General features: G+C 63.1%; 23 protein-coding genes and 1 pseudogene. 11 read left to right on the forward strand and 13 right to left on the reverse strand.

Going from position 1 to position 25577, the window contains the following annotated elements:
• Positions 1 to 223 precede the first annotated feature (223 nt).
• Entirely contained in the window at positions 224 to 1300 is a 1077-nt protein-coding gene (locus tag ACVWYP_RS41345; RefSeq protein ID WP_304497282.1) for an AraC family transcriptional regulator, read from the forward strand.
• Positions 1301 to 1430: 130 nt separating this feature from the next.
• Here ACVWYP_RS41345 and fahA read toward each other — a convergent pair whose 3' ends face one another.
• The 8 genes from fahA to ACVWYP_RS41385 all read right to left on the reverse strand — a co-directional run bounded on the left by fahA (position 1431) and on the right by ACVWYP_RS41385 (position 8885).
• On the reverse strand, positions 1431 to 2537 hold the full coding sequence (gene fahA, locus ACVWYP_RS41350) for a fumarylacetoacetase (protein WP_456684293.1): 1107 nt from the start codon (positions 2535 to 2537) through the stop codon (positions 1431 to 1433).
• A complete protein-coding gene (locus tag ACVWYP_RS41355) occupies positions 2449 to 2787 on the reverse strand; it encodes a hypothetical protein (RefSeq protein ID WP_456684294.1) in 339 nt (112 codons plus the stop codon). Before ACVWYP_RS41355 ends, fahA begins: the two co-directional genes overlap by 89 nt.
• A 23-nt stretch (positions 2788 to 2810) precedes the next feature.
• Positions 2811 to 4505 carry a cation/acetate symporter ActP gene (actP, locus tag ACVWYP_RS41360; RefSeq protein WP_304497284.1) on the reverse strand — a complete coding sequence of 565 codons (1695 nt, stop codon included), beginning with the start codon at positions 4503 to 4505 and terminating at the stop codon, positions 2811 to 2813.
• A complete protein-coding gene (locus ACVWYP_RS41365) occupies positions 4502 to 4819 on the reverse strand; it encodes a DUF485 domain-containing protein (protein ID WP_051447956.1) in 318 nt (105 codons plus the stop codon). The genes actP and ACVWYP_RS41365 overlap by 4 nt, the downstream gene beginning before the upstream one ends.
• A 216-nt stretch (positions 4820 to 5035) precedes the next feature.
• Positions 5036 to 6247 carry an MFS transporter gene (locus tag ACVWYP_RS41370; RefSeq protein WP_304500406.1) on the reverse strand — a complete coding sequence of 404 codons (1212 nt, stop codon included), beginning with the start codon at positions 6245 to 6247 and terminating at the stop codon, positions 5036 to 5038.
• Positions 6248 to 6357: 110 nt separating this feature from the next.
• A complete protein-coding gene (locus ACVWYP_RS41375) occupies positions 6358 to 6846 on the reverse strand; it encodes a cupin domain-containing protein (protein ID WP_028341962.1) in 489 nt (162 codons plus the stop codon).
• A gap of 115 nt (positions 6847 to 6961) precedes the next feature.
• On the reverse strand, positions 6962 to 8317 hold the full coding sequence (locus tag ACVWYP_RS41380; RefSeq protein ID WP_304497285.1) for a dihydrolipoyl dehydrogenase family protein: 1356 nt from the start codon (positions 8315 to 8317) through the stop codon (positions 6962 to 6964).
• A gap of 79 nt (positions 8318 to 8396) precedes the next feature.
• A complete protein-coding gene (locus ACVWYP_RS41385; protein ID WP_028341960.1) occupies positions 8397 to 8885 on the reverse strand; it encodes a DUF302 domain-containing protein in 489 nt (162 codons plus the stop codon).
• Positions 8886 to 9096: 211 nt separating this feature from the next.
• Between ACVWYP_RS41385 and ACVWYP_RS41390 the strand changes: the two genes are divergently transcribed.
• Together ACVWYP_RS41390 and ACVWYP_RS41395 are read left to right on the forward strand one after the other, a co-directional pair.
• Positions 9097 to 9381, forward strand: a complete 285-nt coding sequence (locus ACVWYP_RS41390) for a hypothetical protein (RefSeq protein ID WP_304497286.1) — start codon at positions 9097 to 9099, stop codon at positions 9379 to 9381.
• Positions 9382 to 9464: 83 nt separating this feature from the next.
• On the forward strand, positions 9465 to 10175 hold the full coding sequence (locus ACVWYP_RS41395; RefSeq protein WP_304497287.1) for a peroxiredoxin-like family protein: 711 nt from the start codon (positions 9465 to 9467) through the stop codon (positions 10173 to 10175).
• Between the two features lie 24 nt (positions 10176 to 10199).
• On the opposite strand, the gene ACVWYP_RS41400 is transcribed toward ACVWYP_RS41395, so the two are convergent.
• Positions 10200 to 11096, reverse strand: coding sequence for a LysR family transcriptional regulator (locus tag ACVWYP_RS41400; protein ID WP_028341957.1), 897 nt, complete (start codon positions 11094 to 11096; stop codon positions 10200 to 10202).
• Positions 11097 to 11264: 168 nt separating this feature from the next.
• Between ACVWYP_RS41400 and ACVWYP_RS41405 the strand changes: the two genes are divergently transcribed.
• Both ACVWYP_RS41405 and ACVWYP_RS41410 read left to right on the forward strand, forming a co-directional pair.
• Positions 11265 to 12086, forward strand: coding sequence for a 3-hydroxybutyrate dehydrogenase (locus ACVWYP_RS41405; RefSeq protein ID WP_304497288.1), 822 nt, complete (start codon positions 11265 to 11267; stop codon positions 12084 to 12086).
• A gap of 68 nt (positions 12087 to 12154) precedes the next feature.
• Positions 12155 to 13303: a patatin-like phospholipase family protein gene (locus tag ACVWYP_RS41410; RefSeq protein ID WP_028341955.1), complete on the forward strand. Its 1149-nt coding sequence runs from the start codon at positions 12155 to 12157 to the stop codon at positions 13301 to 13303.
• Positions 13304 to 13654: 351 nt separating this feature from the next.
• Here the strand turns inward: ACVWYP_RS41410 and ACVWYP_RS41415 are convergent, their stop codons facing one another.
• The 3 genes from ACVWYP_RS41415 to ACVWYP_RS41425 form a co-directional block, all read right to left on the reverse strand.
• Entirely contained in the window at positions 13655 to 15046 is a 1392-nt protein-coding gene (locus tag ACVWYP_RS41415) for a sensor histidine kinase (RefSeq protein WP_304497289.1), read from the reverse strand.
• On the reverse strand, positions 15043 to 15708 hold the full coding sequence (locus ACVWYP_RS41420; protein WP_304497290.1) for a response regulator transcription factor: 666 nt from the start codon (positions 15706 to 15708) through the stop codon (positions 15043 to 15045). The genes ACVWYP_RS41415 and ACVWYP_RS41420 overlap by 4 nt, the downstream gene beginning before the upstream one ends.
• An 85-nt stretch (positions 15709 to 15793) precedes the next feature.
• A complete protein-coding gene (locus ACVWYP_RS41425) occupies positions 15794 to 16231 on the reverse strand; it encodes a hypothetical protein (RefSeq protein WP_304497291.1) in 438 nt (145 codons plus the stop codon).
• A 258-nt stretch (positions 16232 to 16489) separates the two neighbouring features.
• On the opposite strand from ACVWYP_RS41425, the gene ACVWYP_RS41430 reads away from it, so the two are divergent.
• From ACVWYP_RS41430 to ACVWYP_RS41440, 3 genes are all read left to right on the forward strand, one after another.
• Complete coding sequence (locus ACVWYP_RS41430) at positions 16490 to 16939, forward strand: hypothetical protein (protein WP_028341952.1); 450 nt, start codon at positions 16490 to 16492, stop codon at positions 16937 to 16939.
• Positions 16940 to 17160: 221 nt separating this feature from the next.
• A complete protein-coding gene (locus ACVWYP_RS41435) occupies positions 17161 to 18429 on the forward strand; it encodes an MFS transporter (RefSeq protein WP_304497292.1) in 1269 nt (422 codons plus the stop codon).
• The gene (locus tag ACVWYP_RS41440; protein WP_304497293.1) at positions 18429 to 19688 is read left to right on the forward strand and encodes an arsenic transporter; all 1260 of its coding nucleotides are present in this window, start codon (positions 18429 to 18431) and stop codon (positions 19686 to 19688) included. Before ACVWYP_RS41435 ends, ACVWYP_RS41440 begins: the two co-directional genes overlap by 1 nt.
• 588 nt (positions 19689 to 20276) lie before the next feature.
• Here the strand turns inward: ACVWYP_RS41440 and trpC are convergent.
• Positions 20277 to 21125, reverse strand: a pseudogene (trpC, locus tag ACVWYP_RS41445) (indole-3-glycerol phosphate synthase TrpC).
• Positions 21126 to 21584: 459 nt separating this feature from the next.
• Between trpC and ACVWYP_RS41450 the strand changes: the two are divergent.
• The 3 genes from ACVWYP_RS41450 (at position 21585) to ACVWYP_RS41460 (ending at position 25553) form a co-directional block, all read left to right on the forward strand.
• The gene (locus tag ACVWYP_RS41450) at positions 21585 to 22040 is read left to right on the forward strand and encodes a (2Fe-2S)-binding protein (RefSeq protein WP_028341950.1); all 456 of its coding nucleotides are present in this window, start codon (positions 21585 to 21587) and stop codon (positions 22038 to 22040) included.
• Positions 22041 to 22044: 4 nt separating this feature from the next.
• Positions 22045 to 24249 carry a xanthine dehydrogenase family protein molybdopterin-binding subunit gene (locus ACVWYP_RS41455; RefSeq protein ID WP_304497294.1) on the forward strand — a complete coding sequence of 735 codons (2205 nt, stop codon included), beginning with the start codon at positions 22045 to 22047 and terminating at the stop codon, positions 24247 to 24249.
• 290 nt (positions 24250 to 24539) lie between these two features.
• Positions 24540 to 25553, forward strand: a complete 1014-nt coding sequence (locus ACVWYP_RS41460) for a helix-turn-helix transcriptional regulator (protein WP_028341948.1) — start codon at positions 24540 to 24542, stop codon at positions 25551 to 25553.
• Positions 25554 to 25577: the final 24 nt, after the last annotated feature.

The raw sequence follows: 25577 nt of genomic DNA on the forward strand, positions 1-25577 counted from the left end.
GCCGGCCGGCCCCGCTTTCGGCGCGGCGTCACGGCGGCCAGACGTCTCTTCTTGCGGGGCCGTTCCGTACAGCTCCCGCGATTCCGACCATTTGAATGTCACCCGTCATAACAAGCGTGACAACGTCAAGCTCTGCCAATTATGATGTCGAAAATTGCCAAACGGCCGGAAGAGCCGTTCGTCGGCTTGTCAATCTGTGCCAGCCGGACGTGGAGGACGTGCCATGAAGCCGATCAAGATCGTGATGCCGATCTCAAGCGATCCCGATGCGCCGACGCAGAGCCTGCTGGGCCTCGGCGCGCTGGCCGCCGAGCTCGCGGCGCAGGGCGTGTCGGTTCGCGAGCTGTTTGCACGGACCGGTCTCGACGCTTCCCAGCTCGAGGATCCCCATGCCCGGATCTCGCACCGCCAGCGGCTGGCGATCTACCGCAACGCGATGCGGCTGGCGAAGCGATCCGACATCGGGCTGCTCGCGGGAGCCCGGCAACGTATCAGCGATTACGGCATCTACGGCTATGCGCTGGTGTCGAGCCGCACATTCGGCGAAGCGCTGATGTTCTCGCTCGATCACATCACGATGGCAGGGCCGGCGGTGCCGCAGATCAGCTTCCGGATCGAGCACGGAACAACCGCGATCCTGCGCAGCCATGGGCTCGACCCGCTGGGCGAGCTGCTGCCCTTCGCCGCGGAATTCTGGCGCAGCTCGATGACCGCGGTGTTCAGCCGCATCCTCGAATCGCCGTTCCCGAGCAAGCGGATGATCTTTCCGTTCGCCGCCCCCGTGCACTGGCGCAACTACGAGCGGATGTTCAACTGCCCGATCGACTTCGGCGCCGATCGGATGGAATGGCATTTCAACGCCAAGGTGCTCGATCTGCCCTGCCCCAACGCGAACCCGATCACCGCGAAGATCTGCCACCAGCTCTGCGACGTCGTCATGACCGAGCGGCCCGGCGAATCCGAGCTGGTCAGGCGGATCAGGGCCGCCTGCCTCAACAGTCCCAACCGATTTGCCGGCGCGCCGGAGATCGCATCGCAGCTCGGGCTTTCGTTGCGAACCTTCCACCGCAGGCTGGCGGAGGACGGGCAGTCGTTCCAGTCGATCGTAGACGGGATGCGGCGGTCGATCGCGACGGAGCTGCTCGAGAACACCCATCTGGCAATCGACCAGGTCGCCGAGCGTGTCGGCTTTGCCGATGCGACCAGCTTTCGCAAGGCGTTCAAGAAATGGACAAGCCGTTCGCCGTCCGACTTCCGTCACCCTACAGGGCCGCGAGCAGCAGCATCGCCAGACGCGTGACCAGGAGCAGCGACAGTCCAACCGCCAAGGTCACGAGCTGTCCGAAGCGGACATCGTCCGGGTCGACCGCTCCCGTCTGAAGATGTGCGTAGATGAGCAGCGATTGACACTCCATATCAGCCTCGCGCCGTCAGGCGTGGTTACTTCCGGCAATGACGGCATCGGCTGGGCCGATCCGGCCGACACATGAGCCGAACCCGATGCTCGCAAAACCTTCCCGGCTGCAGCGACCGCGGAAGGTCACCTCGTCGCCGTCCTCGAGGAAGCCGCGGCGCTCGCCGTTCGGAAGCACGGCCGGCCTCGCTCCTGCGGCGGTGAACTCGAGCATGCTCGAGAGCTGGGCCGGACTCGGTCCCGAGATGGTGCCGGTGCCGATCAGGTCGCCCGGCTGCAGATTGCAGCCGTTGATGCTGTGGTGCGCGACCATCTGCGCCGGCGTCCAATACAGGTATTTGGCATTAGATGTGAGAATTGCCGCGGCCGGCTGGTTCGCGGCGCGCATCTTTACCGTCGAGATCAGGACCTCGAGATGAACGTCGAGTCCGCCGTGCGACTGATCGGCCATGTCGAACAGATAATCGAGCGGACGCGGATCGCCGTCGGGCCGGGCCAGCGCCGCGACCCGGAACGGCGCCAACGCATCCGACGTGACGACCCATGGCGACACCGAGGTGGCAAAGCTCTTGCTGAGGAACGGTCCAAGCGGAAACATCTCCCAGCGCTGGATGTCGCGCGCTGACCAGTCGTTCAGCAGCGAATAGCCGACGATCTGCTGCGATGCCTCGGAAATCGGGACGGGATTGCCGAGCCGGTTGCCGGCAGCGAGGTAGAAACCCATCTCGAGCTCGAAATCCAACCGTTCGCACGGGCCGAAGCCCGGCGCGCCGCCCGCCACCGTTGGCGGACGCTGCCCGAGCGGCCGCCGCACGATCCCGCGACCGACCTGCACGGACGAGGCGCGGCCGTGATAGGCGATAGGCACCCATTTGTAGTTCGCGGGAAGCGGGTTCTCCGGCGTCAGCAGCGCACCTGCCGCCTGTGCGTGATAGATGCCGGCATAGAAGTCCGTGTAGTTCGGGACGCGTGTGGGCAGATGCAGCGTTGCGTCGGCGAGCGGCGTCAGCAGTTCGGAGGCACGCCGCCTGGTGTCATTGGCCGCGCTGCCCTGGCCAAGCAGATCGGCGACACGGCGGCGCAGCTCCCGCATCGCCACAGGTCCGAGCGCGAACACGCTCATTGAGCGTGCCCTGCCCGAGGGCCTGGCGGATCGGTACCGGAAGGCGCTCATCCGAACCGAGCGCTCGCTTCAGGTCGAAGACCAAATCCCCAATTGCGGTGCCGGTCCGCGGCTGGGGATCGGCCGCGGTGCTGAAGATGCCGAGCGGCAAATTCTGGATCGGGAAGTCGGTCGCGTCGCCGTTTGCCGCCTCGACAAAGCTGCGCCTTGCCGGGTCGTGGGTCTCGTCGAGCTGATACGCGTTGGCCATGCTGTCTTCCAGACTCCCCGATGTCACGAGGCCGCGGCGGCGAGCGCCGGGCGTTCGCTGGCCAAAGCCGTTCCGATCTCGGATTGGATGAACTGCGCCGCGAACGCCTCGCGTTCGCGCGCCGCGCGTTCGCTGCGGTCCGTTACCGAGAACAGCCAGACGAACAGGAAGGCGAGCGGCATCGAGACCAGCGCAGGATTGTCGTACGGGAACAGCGCGGTCGGAAAACCGAAGACGGCGACCCAGACCGTCTTGCTGAGCACGACCAGCACGACCGATGCTACCAGCCCGGCGAGGCCGCCGGCGACGGCACCGCGCGTGGTGGTGCCCCGCCAGAACATCGCCATCACAAGCACCGGAAAATTGCAGCTCGCGGCCACCGACAACGCAAGTCCTGCCATGAATGCCACGTTCTGGTTCTCGAAGGCATAGGCCAGCAGAACCGCAACGACGCCGATGGCGACAGCCGATATCTTCGAGACCAACAGCTCGCGCGCTTCCGATGCTTTGCCGCCGGCTAGCACCTGGCCGTAGATGTCATGGCTGACGGCGGACGCGCCGGCGAGCGTTAGGCCGGCGACGACGGCAAGAATGGTCGCAAATGCCACTGCCGAGATGAACCCGAGCAGCAGCGGGCCGCCCATCGCATGGGCGAGATGGATCGACGCCATGTTCGGCCCACCGACCAGGTCGGCAATCTTGTTGTACTGCCCGGACGCCGCGACATTGAAATAGCTCGGATCGGTCATCAGGATCGCCGCAGCGGCAAAGCCCAGAACCGGAATGATCCAGCAGAAATACGCCACGCAGGCGGTCGCATAGAACACCGATTTGCGGGCGGCCGCGGCATCCTTCACCGTGAAGAACCGCATCAGGATATGCGGCAGGCCGGCCGTGCCGAACACCAAAGCAAGGCCAAGCGAGATGGCGGACACCGGCTCGGCAAACAGCCCGCCTGGGACGAGAATGGCGGCTCCCTTGGGATGGACGCGGCTTGCGGCCGAAAGCAGCCGCCCGAGGCTGAAGTCGAAATGCCACAGCGCCGCCAGCGCGAGCAGCGTTCCGCCGCACAGCAGCAGCACGGCCTTGGTGATCTGCACCCAGGTGGTCGCCTGCATGCCGCCGACGATCACATAGAGGATCATCAGCACGCCGACGCCGAGCACGGCGAAGATGTAGCTGATGCCGAACAGGAGCTGGATCACCTTGCCGGCGCCGATCAGCTGCGCGATCAGGTAGAACAGGACGACGACGAGACTTCCGGTCGCTGCGACCAGCCGGACCGGCGTCCGCTGCAGGCGGAACGCGGCGGCATCCGCAAACGTGTAGCTGCCCAGATTGCGCATCCGCTCCGACATCAGGAACAGCACGATCGGCCATCCCGTGAGAAACCCGAGTGCGTAGATGAAGCCGTCGAACCCGTTGGCATAGACCAGCGCGGATATGCCGAGGAAGGCTGCCGCCGACAGGAAATCGCCGGCGGTCGCCAGCCCGTTCTGCACCGGCGTGATCGCGTGTCCGGCGGTGTAGAAGCCGGCCTTCGATCCGGTGCTGCCGACCGAGCGCCAGGTGATGACGAGCGTGACGGCGACGATCATGAGGAACATTGCGACCGCGATCCAGTCGGGCCCGCGCGCCCCTGCAGTGGACACTCCCTGGGCCGCCGCGGCATACGGAAACGCCACGCACAGCGCGATCAACAGCGATCTGGCGATCATCGGCCGAGCTCCCGCTTGACGCTGCGCGCGAGTTCGTCGAAGCGCGCGTTTGATCGCTGAACATAGAAGCCCGTGAAGGCGATGATCGCCGCGACCATGAGAAGCGCGAGCGCGAAGCCGAGCGGCATCGCGCTGCCGGCAAAACTCGCGCCGAGCGCGGCTTTCGCGGTCGAGATCAGGGCGATGAAGCCGAAGAACATGAGCAGCGTCAGAATGGACAGACCCCATCGCAGCCGCGCGCGTCCCGAGACGAGCTCCCTGAACGCGGCATCGGCAAGGATTTCTCGCGTGCGGTCCGGCGACAGTTGCAGCATCCGATTCCTCCCTCGGAGACATTTTCAGATCGCCGTGCCCATCCGCGCGCGTTACGCCGCTTGGATTCAAGGGCTCGGGGTGTCTCCGCTCCAGGGTCGGAGCATTAGAATCCGGACCCCATCCGGCAAGGTGATATCATGCCAAACTCCGGGTGATTTCATGCCATGCCGGGTGCGCCGCTATCGTTGCCCGATCGCCTGTCTCGAACGCAGAAATCAGCTATGAGACCGCGGATCCCTCAGATGGAGGGTCATAAACGCCGCCAACGCAAGCGACAGCACGATGCCACTCACGCAAGCCGTCCATCCGAAGCGATCAAACAGTTGACCGAGCACAGCGGTACCGACCAGACCGCCGAAAAAATAGCATGCCAGATAAGTCCCGCTCGCCACGCCTCGATTCTGCTGCGCGGCACGACCGACAAATCCGGTAGCAGCCGCCTGCGCAAAGAACGTCCCCACACCGACCACGACCAGTCCGGTCAGCACAGCGGCGAGATGAGAGGTCAGCAACAACGGCATTCCCAGCCCGGCCAATGCCAGCGCCCCCCAGATCGCCTGACGCGTGCCGAAGCGCGTGACGGCCTGACCAGCCAGCAGGGTCGTCACTACCGATGGAAGAAAGACGAAGTAGACGAAGCCAAGATCCATCATGCCCAATGACAGCGGCGCGCGTACCAGCACGAAGTTGACGAAAGTGAACGTGCCGATAAAGGCGAACAGGATGCAGAAGCCGACTGCAAATGCGGCCCGCAATGCCGGATTGCGCCAATGCGCGATCGTCGCCTGCAACGGCGATTGTGTCGTCGGCATCGGATGCATCGGCTGGGCACGCTTGATCGTGACAAAGACCAGGGCCGCGCCGGCGAGATTGAGCATCGCGAAGAAGTAGAAATTCGACGCCAGACCGAACGTGTCGGCGACTGCCGCCGACACCAGGCGGCCGATCAGATTGCTGACGACATTGCCGGCGATGTAGGCTGCGAAGGCGTTGCCGGCATCTATCGCGCCGCATTGCTCGCCGAGATAGGCGAGCGTGAGTGCAAAGGCGGACGCCATGCACAGGCCCTGCATCACGCGCAGGAACGTGAAGGTGGTGAGATCAGGCGCCACCGCGAGCAGGCTGGTCGGAATGGCGAGCAGCAGCAGGCTGACCAGAATGCCTAGACGGCGCTCGATATGCGGGCTGAGGAAGCCGACGACCAGCCCCGCGACCGCCATGCCCAAGGTGCTGGCATTGACTGCAAAGCCCATCGCCGCCGGCGTGACGTTATAGTGCCGGGTCAGCGAAGGCAGGATCGCCTGTGTCGCAAACAGGTCCACAACCGTCAGGAAGGCGGTCAGGCCGATGACCAACGAACGCAACGTGGCGCCGGGCGAATACCCCACCATCGCGTGCGCCTTGAATGAGGGTGATATCTCTGTCATGGCCCGCTCCACAATAAGGGGGATGTGACGCCCGGCACGTGTGGGGCAGCACGAGACTCCAGGGCGTCACATCCGGCAACGAAGCGCAGGGCTACGCTCGTTGATCTCGTTCACATGTTGTGGTCGTGCGGGTCCTTGCGGACGTCGCCGACATAGAGGATCACGGTTTCCTTGCCGAGGTTCTTCCACCAGTGCGAGGTGCCGAACACTTCGGGGCGGATGTCTCCGGCCTTGTGCACGATCGGCTCGGCGCAGTTGCTGGCGTATTCGACGATCTCGCCCTGCTGGACAAAGATCAGCGCCGGACGATCGTCATGGCTGTGCCAGGGCACGATGCCGCCGGGCTCGATGGTCAGCTTGCGGAAGCGCAACTCGCGATCCTTGAGGTGGGCGGGCTGCTTTTCGAGGTCGATCGAACCGAGCGTGACGTCGGTGACGCCGACCGGCTTGTAATCGACTTTCTCGCGGACATCCGCCTTCATCTTGCCTGCCGGACATTCGCCGGCAGACGCCGCGGTCGCGGCCGCCAGCGAGCCTGCAATGGCGACGGCAAGGGCGATGCCTTGGCGTAGCGAACGTGAATGCGTGGGCTTTAACATGGTGGTCTCCTCTGGTTCTGCCGTGGCCTTCGGGTGTGGCTGGCGATGACGGCACCATGATCGAAATCGCGCGTGGCTTGAAATGCCTACTCGCTCTGGACTCGATAGCGCCGCGCTATCCGCGACCGAGCATGTTCTTGATGTCGGAGGTGAAGGTCGGATAGGCGTAAACCTGCTCGCGGATCTGCCGCGCGGTGATACCGAATCGCATCGCCAGCCCGAACAGATTGATCAGCTCCTGGCCGGCATGGCCGACGAAATGCGCGCCGATGATGCGATCGCTGGTCCTTTCGACTATGATCTTCGACCACGCAATCGTCTCGGCATAGGTCCGCGCCGAGAACCAGTCGTGCATGTCGTTGACGTGGACGTCGACGGCAAGGCCGTTCCTTCCGGCGACGGCCTCGGCCAGCCCGACCGAAGCGAGCGCGGGCACGGTATAGACCGAAGTCGCCATGCTGGCGTAGTCCGGGCTGTGCACCGGCCCATCCACGATGTTGCGGCCGACGATATCGCCTTCATAGGTTGCGATCGGGGACAGCTGCGGCGAGATCGGCACCGCATCACCACAGACATGGACCAACGCATTTGAGGTCGAACGCAAATAGTTGTCGATATTGATCCGGCCGTTGTCGTGGGCAACTTGGCCCGCCGGAAGGTCCACCCCGTCGACATTGGCGATGCGTCCGGCGCCGTTGACGACGCGGTCGGCGAGGACAGTTTGTTCGACGCCGTCATGAACGAAGACGACACGCAGCGGTCCGTCGGCCTGTTCCACCCGTTTGACGCTGACGCCGGTCTTGATGCGGATACCGATCCGCTCGCTGTCGGCGCGCAATTGTGCGACAGCGTCGCTGTCCAGCGACGGCAGCAGCTGCGGAAGGGCCTCCAGGATCGTGACCTTGGCACCAGCGCGCGCATAGACATGGCCGAACTCCAGCGATATCACGCCGCCGCCAACGAAAACCACGGAGCCGGGCAGCGTTCGCTCACTCAACATGTCGTCAGAGGTGATCATGTGTGCCGAGCCGGGAATCGGGAGCGGCCGCGGCTTCGATCCGGTGGCAATCACGATGTGTTTGGCTTCGAGCAGGCGTCCGCCGACGCGGATCGCGTTCGGGCCGGCGAAGGCACCGTATCCCCTGATAACCTCGACATTGCGATGGGCCATCGACCGCGCAAGATTTGCCGGAATGTCCTTGATCAGATCCTTTTCGCGGTCGATTAGCGCGGCCCAGTCGAGTTTGGGTTTATCGACGGTGATGCCGTGCACCGAGGCGCGCTCAATCTCATGCAGGGCATGGCCGGCCGCGACCAGCACCTTTTTCGGCGTGCAGCCACGGTTGGGGCAGGTGCCGCCAAGCAAATCTCCTTCAATCATCGCGACCGACATGCCGGCGCGGCGCACCGGTCCGGTGACGCCGATCCCGGCATTGCCACCGCCGAGGATCACGACATCGAATTGTTCCATCCTCATATCCTCCAACAACAGGCACAGGGCCGCATCTGTGACGCGGCCCGCTGATTCTACGGTCCAGGCTCCGCGCGCGTTACTTGGCGGCGATCGTCGCGGTGATTGATTGCACCACCGCCGTCGCCATTCTGAGCTGGGCGTCGCGGTCATGAATGTTGTGCCGGCGGCCGATCCATTGGAAATCGGTCCAGACGGCCCAGACATCGCCATTCTGGTCCTGCGTCACCAGCAGCCGCACCGGCCAGTCGAGCCCGGCATTCGGGTTCGACGTGATGAATTGAGTCCCGAGCGGCGGGTTGCCGAACACGAGCAAGGTGGACGGCCGCAGCTTGATGCCGGCGTCGGCGGCAAGCTTCGACTGATCGATTTCGGAGAAGAACTTGATGCCTTTGCTGGCGATGTCGCCCTTGATGCGGGCGATCGCCTCGGCCATCGGCACCGCGCTCTTGACGCGAACCACGCCGTCGTCGCTGTCGGCGCGGGCTGAAGGAGGGATCGAGAGGGCGAGAGCGATCAGTAGCGGCGCGCAGAGGGTTGCAAACCGGCGGAGGACGAGACGGGGCATAGCATTTCTCCTGTGCTTGGCGTCGTGCACAGGATGGAGGTCCGGACCGCATCACGGAAATGCGAACCTGCTCTCGTCTCGATAGCCAGGCGCTATCGGCGCGCGATGCATGGCGGCTATCGAACCGATTGGGCATCGGCATTTCATTGCGAGGACAGGCTGCTCCTTGATAAAGCCGCGCCCGATTGGCGGGCGTCCTCAAGGAGCCCCCATGACCAACCATTCCAAGATCCTGATTACCGCCGCGGCGCTTGCTGTCGTCGCTACTTCGGCTCTCGCGCAGGCCGCGTGGGAGCTCAAATCCGGCATGGCCTACATGTATGTCGGCCCCGGGAAGATGTCGGCTATGGCAATGGCCGCGACCGAGAAGAACCACGAAACGATGATGAAGCACGCCACAAAGGTGCCGAACAACACCGTCTTCTTCATGGACAACGGCCAGCTCTATTCGGCGTCGGGCCGGCTCGATCCGACCGGCAATTTCTATATCAATTGATCGTAGCTGTAGCGGGGCCGCCCCTTGCGGGCGGCCATCGCCGGAAAATAAGATCACCTTCAACTCGTCCGCCGGAGCCAGACATGACGCAGCTCTCGCCTGCCAGCGCCGAACGTCTCAGGCAGGCCTTCCTGCACTGCCGTGATATGGAGGGCTCGCTGCGCGAGCGGCTCGAAGCCTATGCAGCAGCCGGCCGCGACATCTTCCCGGCCTATAGCGATGCGGTCGACCGCTTGGTCGAACGGCTGAAACAGAATGGCGGCGGCAACAATGCGCCGCGGCCGGGCGATATGATGCCGCCCTTCATGCTGCCCGACGAACGTGGCCAGCTCGTCACGCTGCCGGCACTGCTGCGGCAGGGGCCGGTGATCGCCATGTTCTTCCGCGGGCACTGGTGCCCATACTGCCGGATCAATGTCGGGTCCGTCGTCAAGGCGCTAGCGGATATCACGGCGCTTGGCGGGCAGGTTGTAGGCATCATGCCGGAGACGCAGAAATATGCCTCGCAATTCAAGGCCGAGGCGGACGCGCCGTTTCCGATCCTGACCGATCTCGACAACGGCTATGCGCTGTCGCTCAACCTCGCGATCTGGCTCGGCGCGGAGATCCATGATCTGCTGTCATATCTCGATTTGTCCGGTTTCCACGGCAATGACGGTTGGGTGCTGCCGATCCCCGCGACCTTCGTGATCGGCCGCGACGGACTGGTGAAGGCCCGCTTCGTCGACCCCGACTTCCGCAAGCGGATGGAGATCGACGATCTCATCAAAGCGGTGGAAGACGCCGGCCGCTGAACGGCGGTTACTCAAGGCGCGCCTTCAGGCGCCGTTGGCCAGATATTGCTGCCAGTCCGTGCCGCGCAGCATCCGCATCACGGCGGATGCAACCGCCGTGCGTTCGCGGCCGGCGACCCCATAGAGATGCACGGTCCGCCGCGAATCCAGCCCATCGACCGTCGCACGCTTCAGCGTTTCCGGGATCGTCGCGGTGTGCGGCATCACGGAGATGCCGATGTCGGCCTCGACCAGTTCAATCAGATCGCGTTCGGAGGAGATCTGGTGGCTGCCGTCGACCGCCACGCCATGCTCGCGCAACGCGTTGCCGACGCGATCGGCGTGCTCGCAATAGCTACGCGACAGCAGCTGCTGACCTTGCAGATCGTCGAAGCCGATGCGATCCCGGGCGGCCAGCGGGTGCATCCTGCTCATCACCAGGCAGAAGTGCTCCGTGAATAGCGGCCAGGTGTCGAGCCGATCCCAATCGCTGCCGAGCTCAGCGGCGATGCCGAGCTCAGCCTCGCCCTTCTTCAGATATTCGGCGACCTCTGCGCTGCTGCCACGGAGAAAGCGGAATTCCAGCCGGTTGAACTGCCGCTTGATCTGGTCGAGATAGGGGATCAGCAGCGACAGATCCACTGAATGGGTCAGCGCGATCCGCAGCGCACCGATCTCGCCGCTCTTGAAGGACGAGGCCAGCATGCGCGCGCCGGAGGCGGCATCGTAGCACTGCTGCAGCAGCGGCAGCATGCGCTGGCCGAGCTCGGTCAGTTGTGCGGCCGGGCGCTCGCGGCGAAACAGGTCGCCGCCGAGCTCGGCCTCGAGCTGCTTGATCGCGCGCGTCAGTGACGGTTGCGTCACGTTGCACTCGTCGGCGGCGCGCGTGAAGTTCAACAACCGCGCGACGGCGAGGAAATACCTGACCTGATGCATTTCCATGACGCTGCTGCCCTGCATGCTCTCATGCGCCAAACTAGCCCAAACCCCGGCGGATTGACACCCAGACGTCGATAGCGGCGGCCTATCGTTATGGAAGCGAACGGGCATTTCAGTTGGGTTCGCGCAAGGCGCACGGTGCGGTAGTCGTCAGGAACCGAAGGATACGCCATGAACATACAGTTGAAGCCCCAGGATGCCGCCGCCAGACCGCTTGCCGGCAAGGTCGCCCTGGTTACGGGATCGACCAGCGGGATCGGGCTTGGCATCGCACGAACTCTGGCCCAGGCGGGCTCAACGCTGGTTTTGAACGGGCTAGGGATCGCCAGCGAGATCGCCAAGACCAGGGACCAGCTGGCGGATCAGTTCGGCGTCGCCGTGAGCTATTCGTCAGCCGACATGACCAATGCCATGGCGATTGCCGAGATGATCGCGATGACGATCGCGACCCATGGCCGGCTCGATGTGCTGGTCAACAATGCCGGCATCCAGCATGTCGCGCCACTCGAGCAGTTTCCGGTCGAGAAGTGGGAGATGATCCTCTCCATCGACCTGTCCTCGGCGTTTCACACCACGCGGCTGGCGCTGCCGGTGATGCGGCAGAACAAGTTCGGCCGGATCGTCAACATCGCCTCAGCGCATGGGTTGGTCGGTTCGCCTTACAAATCAGCTTATGTCGCGGCCAAGCACGGCCTGGTTGGCCTCACGAAGGTAACAGCTCTGGAAACCGCCGAGGACGGCATCACTTGCAACGCAATCTGCCCCGGCTACGTCTACACGCCGCTGGTCGAGGCACAGATCGACAGCCAGGCCAAGGCACACGGCATCTCGCGCGACAAGGTCATCCGGGACGTGCTGCTGGCGCAGCAGCCGAACAAGCATTTCGCCGGCGTCGATGAGCTTGGCGCGCTGACGGTGTTTCTCGCCAGCGACGCTGCGGCCTCCATCACCGGCGTTGCGCTGCCGGTCGATGGCGGCTGGACCGCGCACTGAAACGTGAAGGTAACAGGGACCATTGGTCAGCGAATACCGCATCAGGGATGAACAGCAGGGAGCTTGATATGACCCGCCAGAACAATTGTTCGTCGAAGACGCAGGCTTCCGATCCAGGGCAAGTCGTCCTGGTGCTGCAAGGCGGCGGTGCGCTCGGCTCCTACCAGGCCGGCGTCTACCAGGCGCTGCACGAGGCCGGAATCGAGCCGGACTGGATCATCGGCACCTCGATTGGCGCAATCAATGCCAGCCTCATCGCCGGCAATGCGCCAGAGAGGCGGGTGTCGCGGCTGCGCGAGTTCTGGAAGAAGATGGAGCAAAGCCCGGTCTGGAGCTTTCGCGATGTCTTTCCAGGCTTCAACGAGAAGCTGTCGTACTGGTCAACGGTGACCAACGGCATTCCCGGCTTCTTCCGGCCGAACGCGCTTGCGCATGCCGGTGACAGCTATCCGCTCGGCGCCGACAATGCCGGCTATTATTCGACAGCCCCGCTGGAGAAGACGCTCACCGAGCTCGTCGATTTCGACCTCGTCAACCAATGCCGACCAAGGCTCACAGTCGGCGCGGCGCATGTTCGCACCAGCGAGATGCACTATTTTGACAGCCGCGACGTCAGGCTTGGCCTCAGGCACGTCATGGCCTCCGGCGCGCTGCCACCAGCATTCCCCGCCATCCGCATCGATGGCGAGCTCTATTGGGACGGTGGCATTCTGTCCAACACCCCGACGGAAGCGGTATTCGACGACAATCCGCGCCGGAATTCGCTGATCTTTGCCGTGCACCTCTGGAATCCATCCGGCGCCGAGCCGACCACAATGGCGGAGGTGTTGAACCGGCACAAGGACGTGCAATATTCCAGCCGGATTGCCAGCCACATCGCGCGCCAGCAGCAGGCGCATCGTCTGCGCCATGTCATCAATCAGCTCGCCGAACGCCTACCGGAGGCCGAACGCAACAGCGCGGCCGTCCGCGAACTCGCAAGCTATGGCTGCCCAACACGCATGCACGTCGTTCGCCTGCTGGCGCCGCAGCTCGACCGCGAGACCCACACCAAGGATATCGACTTCAGTCCGTCGGGCATCATGCAACGCTGGGACGCTGGCTATGCGCACACCAAGGCGGTGCTGCAACGCCGGCCCTGGATCGGCGAATTCGACCCGCTGTCTGGCGTCATTCTCCACGAGGAGCCCCGGGAGGCGCTCCTCGCGGCCGAGTAGACACGGGCTGCGGCCGGCTTTTGCTTCGGATCGGCATACGTCGACACAGCCGCTTCGCCTTTGGCATCGGGCGCAGGATGCCATCGTTGGACGAAGCAGTTCTTGTAATTTGATTCGAAAAGCGAGCCCGCGATTCCGCACCGAACCAGTTCTCGCTACGCCTGCTCCATCGCCGTTTCCCGGTGTTGAACGCCACCGCTATGCTGGTTCGTCGAGGACCATGCAAGGACCGCCCTCAAAAGCACCGGACGGTGTTCGCCTGCCTGTCGTTTATCCGGGAGCCAAAGCTCCTGGCGGCGACGCACCCGCGACTGTTCAATGAGGACGTCGCGAGGCATCTGGAATAATTGGTCAATCCGGGCCCGCGGACGGCAGACGTATCGCTACTCGAAGTCCTCCGAGTGGTGACCGGTCCAGAGTCAGGGATCCGGCATACAACTCGGCAAGCTCGCGCGTGATCGACAGACCGAAGCCGAATCCTGGAGAGCTCTCGTCGAGCCGTTGGCCGGCTTGCACCGCTTGCGACATCTGCTCCGGCGAAAGTCCCGGTCCATCATCGTCGACGACGATGATGACGCTTCGCATCTCCTCGAGAGATCCGACAGCGATCTTGCTGCGGCACCAGGAAAACGCGTTCTCCAGCACGTTTCCCAATATTTCGTCCACATCTTGCGGTTCGCAGGCCACGGCGAGGCTAGCCGGCATGTCATTGACAAAATCGATTGCCTTGTCAGCGTTTACTTTGCCGAGAACGAGAGCAAGATCCGTGACGCGTGACGCGATCACCGTTCTGGCCCGAACCGGACCGCCGATTGCGGCCGACCGGGCGCGCCCCAGATGATGCCGGATGCGTCGGTCCATCAGCACGACGAGGCCGTGAAGATCGTCTGAACCCGACGGCTGCTTTTGCAGCGCGATCGCCAGTGTGGCGAGCGGCGTCTTCAGTCCGTGTGCCAAGTTCGAGACGTGTTTGCGCGCCCGCTCAAGATTGGTGGTATTCTGGATCAGCAGCGCATTGAGCTCGGTCGCCAACGGCTGCACTTCGTCCGGCTGAGCATCGGGCACTGTGTCGCGACGGCCCGATCTCACATCGGCGACCGCCAGACGAAGCCGTTCCAGCGGTCGCAATCCCAGACGAACCTGGATCAGCATCGCGCAGATCAGTGCGACGCCGAGCACCCCGAGCGACAGGCCCAATGTGCGCATCGCCTCCCACAGCGGTCCGCGCACCGCGTCTCTGGGCGCAGAGGCCACGATCGTGACGGGGGTGCCGGCCACCGCCACGTTCAAGATGCGGAAGTGAAGCATGCGGTCGTATGGACCCTTGCCGTCGGCAGGCAGCGGGCGTTCTCGCGGCGGCGGATCGTCGCCGGCCGGAGGACGCGGCGGCGGGGGCGGCAACGGTCTATTGCGGAGGTCGGGCGCAGCAAGATCCGCCCCATCGAGCGACCGCGACCGCAAGACATTCTTTGGTCCGGACAGTTGCCAGTACCAGCCGTGCCGGCGTCGATCGAACGGCGGCCCATCGGCGGATCCCGCGAGACGCATGTAGCCGGCGCCGTCCACTTCAAGCATGGACGCGAGGAAGAGGATTTGGGCGTCGAGCCTTTGATCGATTTGGCCCTGCACGAACCGATGCAGCACGAATGATATCAGAATCGCGGCAACGATCAGGGCCGCGGTGATGAACACGCCGGCCCCGATCATGAGACGCCGGCCGAGCGATGCGTTCCGGCTCATCATCGGGATCCGGAATTGAGCTTGTAGCCGCGGCCCCTTTCGGTCTCGATCAGTGCCTTCCCGACCTTGCGCCTGAGCCGCGCGACGATCACCTCGATCGAATTCGAATCCGTACCGACGTCGCCTTCATAAACCTTTTCCGCCAGGAGGCCGCGCTCGACCACGGTGTCTTTGCGCAGGATCAGGCATTCAAGAATGCGCCATTCCAGCGCGGTCAGCTTCAACGGCAGTCCGTCCAGCTCGAACACGCCCGTCTGGGTTTCGAAGCTGAGCGGCCCGCAGCAAATGCGCGGTGCGGCGTGCCCGGAGGCGCGACGGACCAGTGCGCGCAGCCGCATCACCAATTCCTCGATCCGGAACGGCTTGGTGAGATAGTCGTCAGCGCCCGCCTTGAAGCCGTCCACCTTGTCGGTCCAGCCGTCGCGTGCGGTCAGGATCAACACTGGCAAATGCCGGCCGTTCTTGCGCCAGCCGCGCAGCACCTCGACCCCGGGCACCTTGGGCAGCCCGAGATCGAGCACCGCGGCATCGTAGGATTCCGTTTCGCCGAGGTGCTGCCCGTCCTCACCATTGACGGCGATGTCGACCGCAAAATTCTCCTCGCGCAGGGCGCGGGCGATCTCGTGCGCCAGCAGGCGATCGTCTTCGACCAGAAGGATTTTCATTCGGTTCACACCTCGGACCGGAACTAGGCGCCCAAGCTTAACCCAACCTGAACGGAACGGTTCAGGCTGGATTGGGGACGGCACCCTAGGCTCCAGGCATCGCAATCGATGAAAGGAGCCTCCAATGACCGAAAGCGATGCACAGAGTGACCCCACCCCGTCGCCGCCCGAACGCCGGCAGGTCCGGCATCGCGGCCTGCTGGCCGGAGCCGCACTTGCCGTGCTTCTCGCAGGTGCGGCTGCCGGTGCTGGCGGCGTTCGCGTCGCCCAGAATTGGCAGCCGCGCAGCGTCTTGCTGCTGCAGCCGACTGCGATAGACAGGCTGCAACCCGGCGGCCCATCCGCCGTGCGCGGCAACGTCGCCGAAATCTTCGGCCACATGTTCGTTGTCGAGGACGGCAGCGGCCGCGCTCTGATCGATCTCGGACCGCGCGGCGAGAACGCCGACATCGTCAAAGGCGAGGCGGTGACAGTCCAGGGCATGTTCGATCAGGGCATCTTCCGCGCTCAGATCGTCTCTCATGCCGACGGCCGAACCGAGGCGTTCGGTCCTCCGCCGCATCCACCTCGCGGAGCGCCGCCACCGCCGCGGGCCGACGGGCCGCCTCCTCCGCCGCCCCCGCGGGCTGACGTTCCTCCGCCGCCACCGCCGCGGGCCGATGCCCCGCCACCGCCGCCTCCGGGGCCCAAGACGCTTTGAGAAAAAGACACTCCAGGAAACAGGGCGCCGGGGAAAAGGGCGCTTTGACAATGACAAGTGGATAACAATCAGGAGATCAGGATGTCAGAAGACAAGATCAAGCTATCCGGAAAGATCGTGTACGTGTTCGCGCACCGCTTTGTGGTTCAGACCTCGAGCGGCGCCGTACTTGCCGATCTCACGCCGCACGGCGCGGATCGCGTCAAGCTCCGGATCGGCGCCGACGTCGTGCTGGAAGGCGAACAGAAGCCCTCCGAGCTCAAGGTGACGCGGTTCGCGTGCGACGGCGAGACTGTGACGATCCAGCACAAGAAGAAGCCCGATCACGGCCACCACGAGCCCGCCGACGTCGCTACGGCCGTCGAGGCCGCGCGCGCTGCCGGGTTCGAGCCGCTGGGCACGCCCCGCCGCAAGCCCAAGCATTTCGAACTCGACGGCCGGCGCAACGGCGAGACTTACGAACTCCACGTCGAATTGGGCGGACGAATCCGGAAAGCCAAGCTTGTCGGCGCGGGACATGACACCGCTTAGCGCTTGGGACGACTGACGTCCGCTCTGACCAAGTCGCGCAACGTCGAAGCGAGCCCGAGCCGGAACTCACCGGCTCGGGGGTCCGTTGAGGGCCTCATCGCGCGGGCGCGATTGTTCAATCAAGCTTGGGGATGCAACGTCTCGATGCGATCCATGAAATTTCGACGCGACTGGTACAGGCCGGCATTTTCCTTAGTTCGAGCATTTGAAGAGCAACGCCGATGACCACACTCAGTGCAAATCGAGATGGCGTGCTTCGTCCGCTGCTCGCGTTGAACTTCTTCATGGCAGACATGCAGGCCGGCATCGGCCCGTTCCTCGGCGTGTTCCTGCTCGCGCACGGCTGGCAGAGCGGCTGGATCGGAACGGTGATGACGGCGGGCGGCGTCGCCGGCATGCTGATGACGACGCCCGCTGGCGCGCTGATCGACGCCACCCGCAGCAAGAAGCTCTTCGTCATCATCCCCGGTATCTGCACCGTCATCGCGTCCGGCATCGTGCTGCTGTCGCAGGAGTTCTGGCTGGTGGCTGCCTCTCAGGTCGCGACCGCGATCGCGGGTGCTTCGATCGGGCCGGCGGTCGCGGGCATCACGCTCGGCATCGTGCGCCAGGCCGGTTTCAACCAGCAGAACGGCCGCAACCAGGCCTTCAATCATGCCGGCAACATGGTGGGCGCCGGCTTGTCCGGATTCGTCGGGTGGGTCTACGGATTCACCGCGGTATTCTGGCTTGCTGCGCTATTCGGCGTCCTCTCAATCGTCTCCGTGCTGATGATCCCGAGCGCATCGATCGACGACGACGCAGCCCGCGGGCTGGAACGCAAGGGCAATAATGACGGGCCGGCAAACGGGCTGCGGGTGCTGGCCGAGTCGAAGCCGTTGCTGATCCTTGCCGCGGCGCTGCTCTTCTTCCACCTCGGCAATGCGGCCATGCTTCCGCTTTACGGTTTGGCCGTCGTCGCAGACAAGCAGGCCGATCCGGCGAGCTTCGTCGCCATGACCATCGTCATCGCCCAGGGCACCATGATCCTGACCTCGCTGGCCGCTATGCGAATGGCCGAAAAGGAAGGTTACTGGCTGGTCCTATTGGCATCGTTCATGGCCTTGCCGATCCGGGGTATCATCGCGGCATGGCTCTTGAACAAATGGGGGGTTTATCCGGTGCAAATCCTCGACGGTGTTGGAGCAGGCTTGCAGAGCGTCGCGGTGCCGGGACTCGTCGCACGGATCCTCGATGGCACCGGGCGGATCAATGCTGGCCAGGGCGCGGTGATGACAGTGCAGGGCATCGGCGCCTCGCTCAGTCCCGCGATCGGCGGCTGGATCGCGCAGGAGCTCGGATACGGAGCGATGTTTCTCATTCTCGGCGGCTTCGCCACGGTCTCGGTCGCGCAGTGGAGCGTCTTCGCTCCGTTGGTGAAGCCTGCTTGTGCAATGAAAGCGCGGCCGCTAACAGACAAGACTGTCTCAAGCATTGCGAGTGTCGCCTGATGTTCGGGAGCAACGCAGCGACCTGGGGTATCGCGGGTCTCGCAACTCTGGGCGTCATAGCGCGTCCGTGGAATCTTCCGGAATACATCTGGGCCGTGACCGGCGCAGTCTTGCTGATCGCATTCGATCTGTTGCCGTGGTGGGATGCAGCCGCGGCCGCAGCGAAAGGCACCGATGTCTATTTTTTTCTGATCGGCATGATGCTGCTGGCCGAGGTCGCGCGAAAGGAGGGTCTGTTCGACTGGCTGGCCGAACAGGCTGTCGGGCATGCGCGCAACTCGGCAACCCGGTTGTTTTCGATCGTGTATGCGGTCGGTACCCTGGTCACCATCTTCCTGTCGAACGACGCCACCGCGGTCGTGCTGACACCCGCCGTCTACGCTGCGACCCATACCGCGAAGGTCGAGCCGCTGCCTTATCTGTTCGTCTGCGCATTCATCGCCAACGCAGCCAGCTTCGTGCTGCCGATCTCGAACCCGGCGAACCTCGTGGTGTTCGGCGCACACATGCCGACGCTGCTGGAATGGCTACACTACTTCCTGCTGCCTTCGATCGTGGCGATCGCTGCGACCTTCATCGTGCTCCGGTTCAGCCTGCGCAAGAGCTTGTCGGGCGGCGTCGACGAGCGTGACGGAGAGCCGGTTATTTTGACGAGGAGCGCTGCGATCGTTGCCGCCGGCATCGGCGCGACTGCGGTGGTGCTGCTCGCCGCGTCTGCCTTCGATCGCGATCTTGGAATCCCGACCTTTGCTTGCGGCGCGGCAGTGACCGGGATGGTCCTTCTGCTCGGCCGCAAATCGCCGCTATCGATCGCTCGCGACATCTCATGGTCGGTCCTTCCTCTCGTCGCCGGGCTGTTCATCCTGGTCGAGGGCCTCAATCGTACCGGCGTGCTGCCGACACTCGCCGAGGAACTCAAGCAGATGGCCGCGCTGTCGCCGCACGCAACCGCGTGGGGTGCCGGCATCATCACGGCGATCGCCTCGAACCTCATCAACAATCTTCCAATGGGCCTAATCGCGTCGACCACGACGCATGCCGCGCAGGTGTCGCATCACATCACCGGCGCAGTTCTGATCGGCGTCGATCTCGGACCCAACCTGTCGGTCACCGGCTCGCTCGCAACGATCCTGTGGCTGATCGCGCTGCGGCGTGAGGGCGTGCACGTTGGTGCACTCCACTTTCTGCGGCTCGGTATCCTGGTCATGCCTCCCGCACTGGCGCTGTCGCTAATCGCACTCTCGCTGACCGCGAGTTAAGTGCGTTCAGCCGTTGCTACTAAGGCTAGCCCGCCAAGATTGGCATAGAACCTAAGCCGCCAATTGGCACCCCTGCCCGATCAGCCGTTGGTCGCCGCTCGAAGTTCTCTATGGGAAGCGCGGCAGGGCGGCCTTTCGCGAATCGCGATCCAACGGGTAGGCAGTCTGCTTGAACTCGATGCCATCAAGGAGGCCTTGAATGTAGCCCGAGATGGTGTCCGCAGCCGGAGGCTCCCCTTCTTTCGGGGAGCCACTTCTCGGAGCTACGACGTCCAAAGCAGCGCCGTCGAGCGCAGGAAATCGCGGAAAATCGTAGTTTGGCGTACAAAATCGTACGATTTGGTTGCGGGGACCTGCAACCATCTCAAATTACTCGTTGAAACAATAGCTTGAGGGGCGCTCGGTCCGCCGGAAGGGACAGAACGGAAGCTCGACTTGGCGGAGAGAGTGTCAGTCAATCCCCATTGAAAGATAAGGAGAATTTTGCCTCCCAAAGCTGGAACCTACTATTCGAGGCACGTCAAATAACGCTGGTACTTTCGCGTACCGCGCTAATTCAATTCAACGCTTCGGCTTTGGGCCGCGGGCTCATCGAGAGGATGGCTCGGTTCGCGCGGAGGGTATTTCCGCCGCTGTCGTTGGCTTGTTCCGCTCCAGCAGCGCGCGGGTTGCAGCCGCTACATCGCACTGACGCATCAGGCTCTCGCCGACAAGAAAAGTCGACATGCCGACCCGCTCAAGCCTGGCCAAATCGTCCGACGTGAAAATGCCGCTCTCCCCGACCATCAGCCGCTCCTCCGGGATCAGCGGCGCCAGCGCCTCACTTGTCGCGAGCGTCGTCTCGAACGTACGTAGATTGCGGTTGTTGACGCCGATCATGGGCGAGCGGAGTTTCAGCGCGCGGTCGAGTTCGAACCGGTCGTGGATCTCGATCAAGACATCCATCTGCAGCGAGATCGCCGCGTCCTCGATATCTCGGGCGGCCGCATCGTCGAGCGCGGCCATAATGATCAGGATGCAGTCGGCGCAGTGAGCGCGGGCTTCGACAACCTGATAGGTGTCGAACATGAAGTCCTTGCGCAGCACCGGTAGATTGGTTACGGCGCGCGCCGCGACCATGAAGTCGAGATGCCCTTGGAACGACGGCGTATCGGTCAGCACCGAAAGGCACGCCGCGCCTCCGGCCTCATAGGCTTTTGCCAAGGCGGGCGGATCGAAGTCGGCGCGGATGAGGCCCTTCTATGGCGAAGCCTTCTTGATCTCGGCAATCAGCGCATAGTCGCCGGCGCCATGCTTTTCCTTGATCGCACGGAAGAAGCCGGGCGGTGGCGACGCCGCTTTGGCGCAAGCCTCGATGCTCGCGAGAGGACGAGCACGTTTGGAGGCAGCAATCTCCTCGCGCTTATAGCTTTCGATTTTCTTCAAGATGTCCGGCATCATCGACCCGTTCGTGGATTCACTTGTCGCTCAACAGCCTGCATCACATAATCGGAACGATACAAATCAACAAACTTCGACACTTACTCACTTCCTCTTCATCGACGACCCGCGCCGATACGCACACGCGAGCGCGTCCATGACCCGTTTTCGCATGCTCGGCATCCTATCACGTGACCAAGGTTTCCCAGCGCTGATTTCACCTGCACTGCCATGATTCACGAACGGCACACGGTGCCACCGCGGCAGTATTCCCCGCTGTCATGGAAACCATACATGACAGCTATTAGAAGATTTCGTTCCGCGCTGCGATCAATGGGCGTCGCTATCGCGAGACCCCATCGAGTAGCGCTAGCGCAACCTCAATCCGCCGGACCAGGCCGCATCAGGCGACTGGATCATGTTGAGGACTTCCAATGCGTGGGTGCTCCCCGCTCCCAACGCGCTCGAGAGGCATCCATGGCTTTCACGTTAAAGATCAACGGCACATCACATAAAGTCGATGTCGACGGCGACATCCCGTTGCTGTGGGTGCTGCGCGACGTCCTCGGCATGACCGGTACCAAGTTCGGTTGCGGCCAGGCGCTGTGCGGCGCCTGCACCGTGCATGTCGACGGCCAAGCGGTCCGCTCCTGCCAGACATCGGTTGACAGCGTCGGCGACAGCGCGGTCACCACGATCGAGGCGATCGGCCAGGCGCCGCAAGGCGCGGCCTTGCAGAAGGCGTGGCTCGAGCTGGAGGTGGTTCAGTGCGGCTACTGCCAGTCCGGCCAGATCATGTCGGCGGCGGCCTTGCTGAAAGACACTCCGAAGCCGAGCGACGCGGACATCGATTCAGCGATGTCAGGCAACGTGTGCCGTTGCGGGACCTACCAGCGCATTCGCGCCGCGATCAAGCGCGCAGCGGGAGCTTGAGACCATGGATAGGCAGATTCTGAAGGGCCGAGGCAACGAAACGGCGATGTCGCGGCGCTCCTTTCTCCAAGGCACCGGCTTGCTGCTTGGCTTTGCCTTGACCGGAACAAGCACTGAATCCGTCTTTGCGACGTCCGCTTCGCAGGTGGTCGAAAACGAGGTCATGGGCACCTTCGCGCCGAACGGATTCATTCGGATCAATCCAACCGGCGCCGTCACGCTGATCATGCCGATGGTCGAGATGGGACAGGGCGTTTATACGTCGCTGTCGATGCTTCTCGCTGAGGAACTGGAAGTCAAACTGGACCAGATTCAGGTTCAGCATGCGCCGCCAAATCATGCGCTTTACGTCAACTCGATCATAGGCATTCAGAATACAGGTGGTTCTGCTTCAGTGCGGGCCTTCTGGACGCCGCTGCGTCAGGCAGGGGCAGTCGGTCGCAATCTGCTGATTGCGGCAGCCGCCAAGCGCTGGAATGTCGATCCGGCGACTTGCCGCGCCAAGGGCGGCATCGTGTTCGATAAGTCAGGCTCGAAACATCTGAGCTACGGCGAACTTGCGGCAGATGCCGCGAAACTGCCTGTTCCGGCCGCGGCAAGCGTAAAATTGAAGGATCCGAAGGATTTCGCGCTGATCGGCACGCGTGCCAAGCGCGTGGATTCATCGATAAAGGTCGATGGGCGCGCGATCTACGGCATCGATGTACGGCTGCCTGGTATGACGGTTGCCGCGGTTGCCATCTCGCCTGTGCTCGGCGGCAAGGCGAAAACAGTGAACGAGAAAGCCGCACTGGCGGTGAAGGGCGTCCGGCAGGTGGTCAACATCGATGAGGCTGTCGCCGTGGTGGCGGATCACATGGGTGCGGCGAAGAAGGGACTCGAGGTTGCCTCCATCACGTGGGACGATGGGCCGAACGGCAAGGTCAACAACGCCGACATCGTCAGGCAACTGGAAGAAGAATCAAGCAAGCCGGGCGTGGTAGCCCGCAGCGATGGGGATGCAGGCAAGGCTCTTGCTGCGGCGGCGCAACGGCTCGACGCCATCTATCAGGTGCCTTTCCTGGCTCATGCAGCGATGGAGCCGATGAACTGCACCGTTCATCTGCAGAAGGATCGTTGCGACATCTGGGTCGGGACACAGGCGCCGACCATCACGCAAGCTCTGGTGATCGAACTCACCGGCTTGCCGCAGGATGCGATCAAGATTCACAATCATCTGATTGGCGGTGGCTTCGGCCGGAGGCTCGAGGCCGATGGCACTGTGCTGGCCGTCAAGATCGCCAAGCACGTCGACGGCCCGGTCAAGGTGATCTGGAGTCGCGAGGAAGACATTCAGCACGACATGTATCGGCCCTACTATCTTGATCGACTGTCGGCCGGTCTTGACGTCGCCGGCAGGCCGGTTGCCTGGACGCACCGGATCGCCGGCTCCTCGATCTTCGCTCGCTATTATCCCCCTTACATCAAGGATGGACTGGACCCCGATGCGGTCGAAGCGGCAGCCCAGCCGCCCTATGCGCTTCACAACATCCATGTCGACTATGTCCAGGTCGAGCCCCGTGGCGTCAAGACGTCCTGGTGGCGCGGCGTCGGACCGACTCACAACGTGTTTGTGGTCGAAAGCTTCATGGATGAGCTCGCCCATGCCGCAAAGCGGGATCCCGTTGCTTATCGAAAGGAATTGCTTGGCCATAATCCGCGCGCGCTTGCTGTTTTGTCGCTTGCCGCAGAGAAAGCCGGCTGGGGATCACCACTTCCTCCGCGGCACGGCCGCGGGATTTCGGTCCAATTCGCGTACGGAAGTTACGTCTCGCAGGTCGCCGAGGTCGAAGTGGCGGCCGATGGCTCTGTCAAAGTCAAGCGGATCATCTGCGCACTTGATTGCGGCATGCACGTCAACCCAGACACGATCGAAGCCCAGATCCAGGGTGGAACACTTTTCGGACTGACCGCCGCACTTCATGGCTCGATCACCTTCAAGGATGGGCGGGTCGAGCAGAGCAACTTCGACAGCTATCTACCGATGCGCATCGACGAGGTACCGGAGGTGGAGACGTATTTGATCAAGAACGCGGAGGCTCCGGGTGGCGTTGGTGAGGCTCCGACGGCCATCGTCAGTGCTGCGGTGACCAATGCGATCTTTGCCGCTACCGGCAAACGTGTTCGCAGCCTGCCGATCGATACGGATTCGCTTAAGTCGTCGTCCTAGTCCTTGCTCGTCATCACCGCGCCGCAGCGTTTCGGCTAGCCCGTAGCTGCGCTCCGCAATGCGGCGTCGAACACCCTCGTTCCGGTCGACTGCCTCGATCTGAAGGTGGTTCAGGTTGGACCTGCAAGAGTTTCACTTCCCTACCAGGAGTTTCTGATCATGATTGCTCTATCGATTCCGGGACGACGATCGGTCAACGGCGCGCGCGAGTAGGGCGACACCGTCGCTGGAGAACAGGCTTCAAAGCACGACTGGCGCCATTAGCCAGACAGTAGAGGGCCACTACGGTCATGCACACGAAAGCGGTTCTAGCGCAGGCTGTCGTCGGGCAGAACGCCTTTCCGCCCGCGCGCTCGACTGTCAAATTGTCTGCAACAGACCTCAACAACCTGATGCAGGACCTCGACATCGACGTCATCGCGCTGACCGAGCTTCTGGTGCCCCGCAGCCATCGAGTCGAGATGGGAATGATCGACGCACCCGGGATCCACTACAACTTGAGTGGCGTCGGACACATCTCGATCAACGGCGGACCAAAGATACAGTTGAGCCCTCACTTGCTCATCATCGTGCCGCCAAACACGCCTTTCACGATCGAGGTTGACGGAGACGGCGGGCCACCGAAGCTCATTTCGAGAGACTGCTGGACGCGTCAAGAGGGCATCCTCCGCGTCGCGGTGCCAAACGAGCTCCCCGAAATTGTTCAGATATGCGGATTTTTTAACGCATCGTTCGGCCAGTCCGTGAGGCTGTTCGCAGACCTCCGGGAGCCGGTGATCGAGCAGTTCGAGCCCGCAGACAGGATCGATCTGAAGCTTCGCGAAGCCATGGACGAGCTGTTGCAGCAAGAGGTCGGCGTTGGAGCCATGACCGCGTCCCTGCTCAAGCAGATCATCGTCGCATTGGTGCGACGGTCCCTCAGATCATCCGAGCGCTGGACTGAGCGATTCTCGATACTTGCCGACAGGCAGCTCTCCCGCGCCTTTGCGGAAATGGTGGCGCGGCCTGGAGCCGGCCACTCGGTTCAAAGCTTGGCACACAGTGCGGGATTGAGCCGCTCGGCGTTCATGGCCCGATTCTCTGAAGTCTTTGGACGAACCCCGATGGCGATCCTGCGGGACTTGAGAATGCGCCAGGCTGCGATCGATTTGGCGACGACGACGACGTCGATCGACGTTGTTGCTCAAAATGCGGGGTACGAGAGCCGTTCAAGTTTCGCGCGCGCTTTTCGAAAAGCGTACGATCGAGATCCGAGCGACTATCGGCGGATGGCCAGGCATGACGATGCCCGGAAGGATATCTAGCCATCTCCCGCGCATACCCTCGCG

Source organism: Bradyrhizobium sp. USDA 3262, assembly GCF_054060035.1.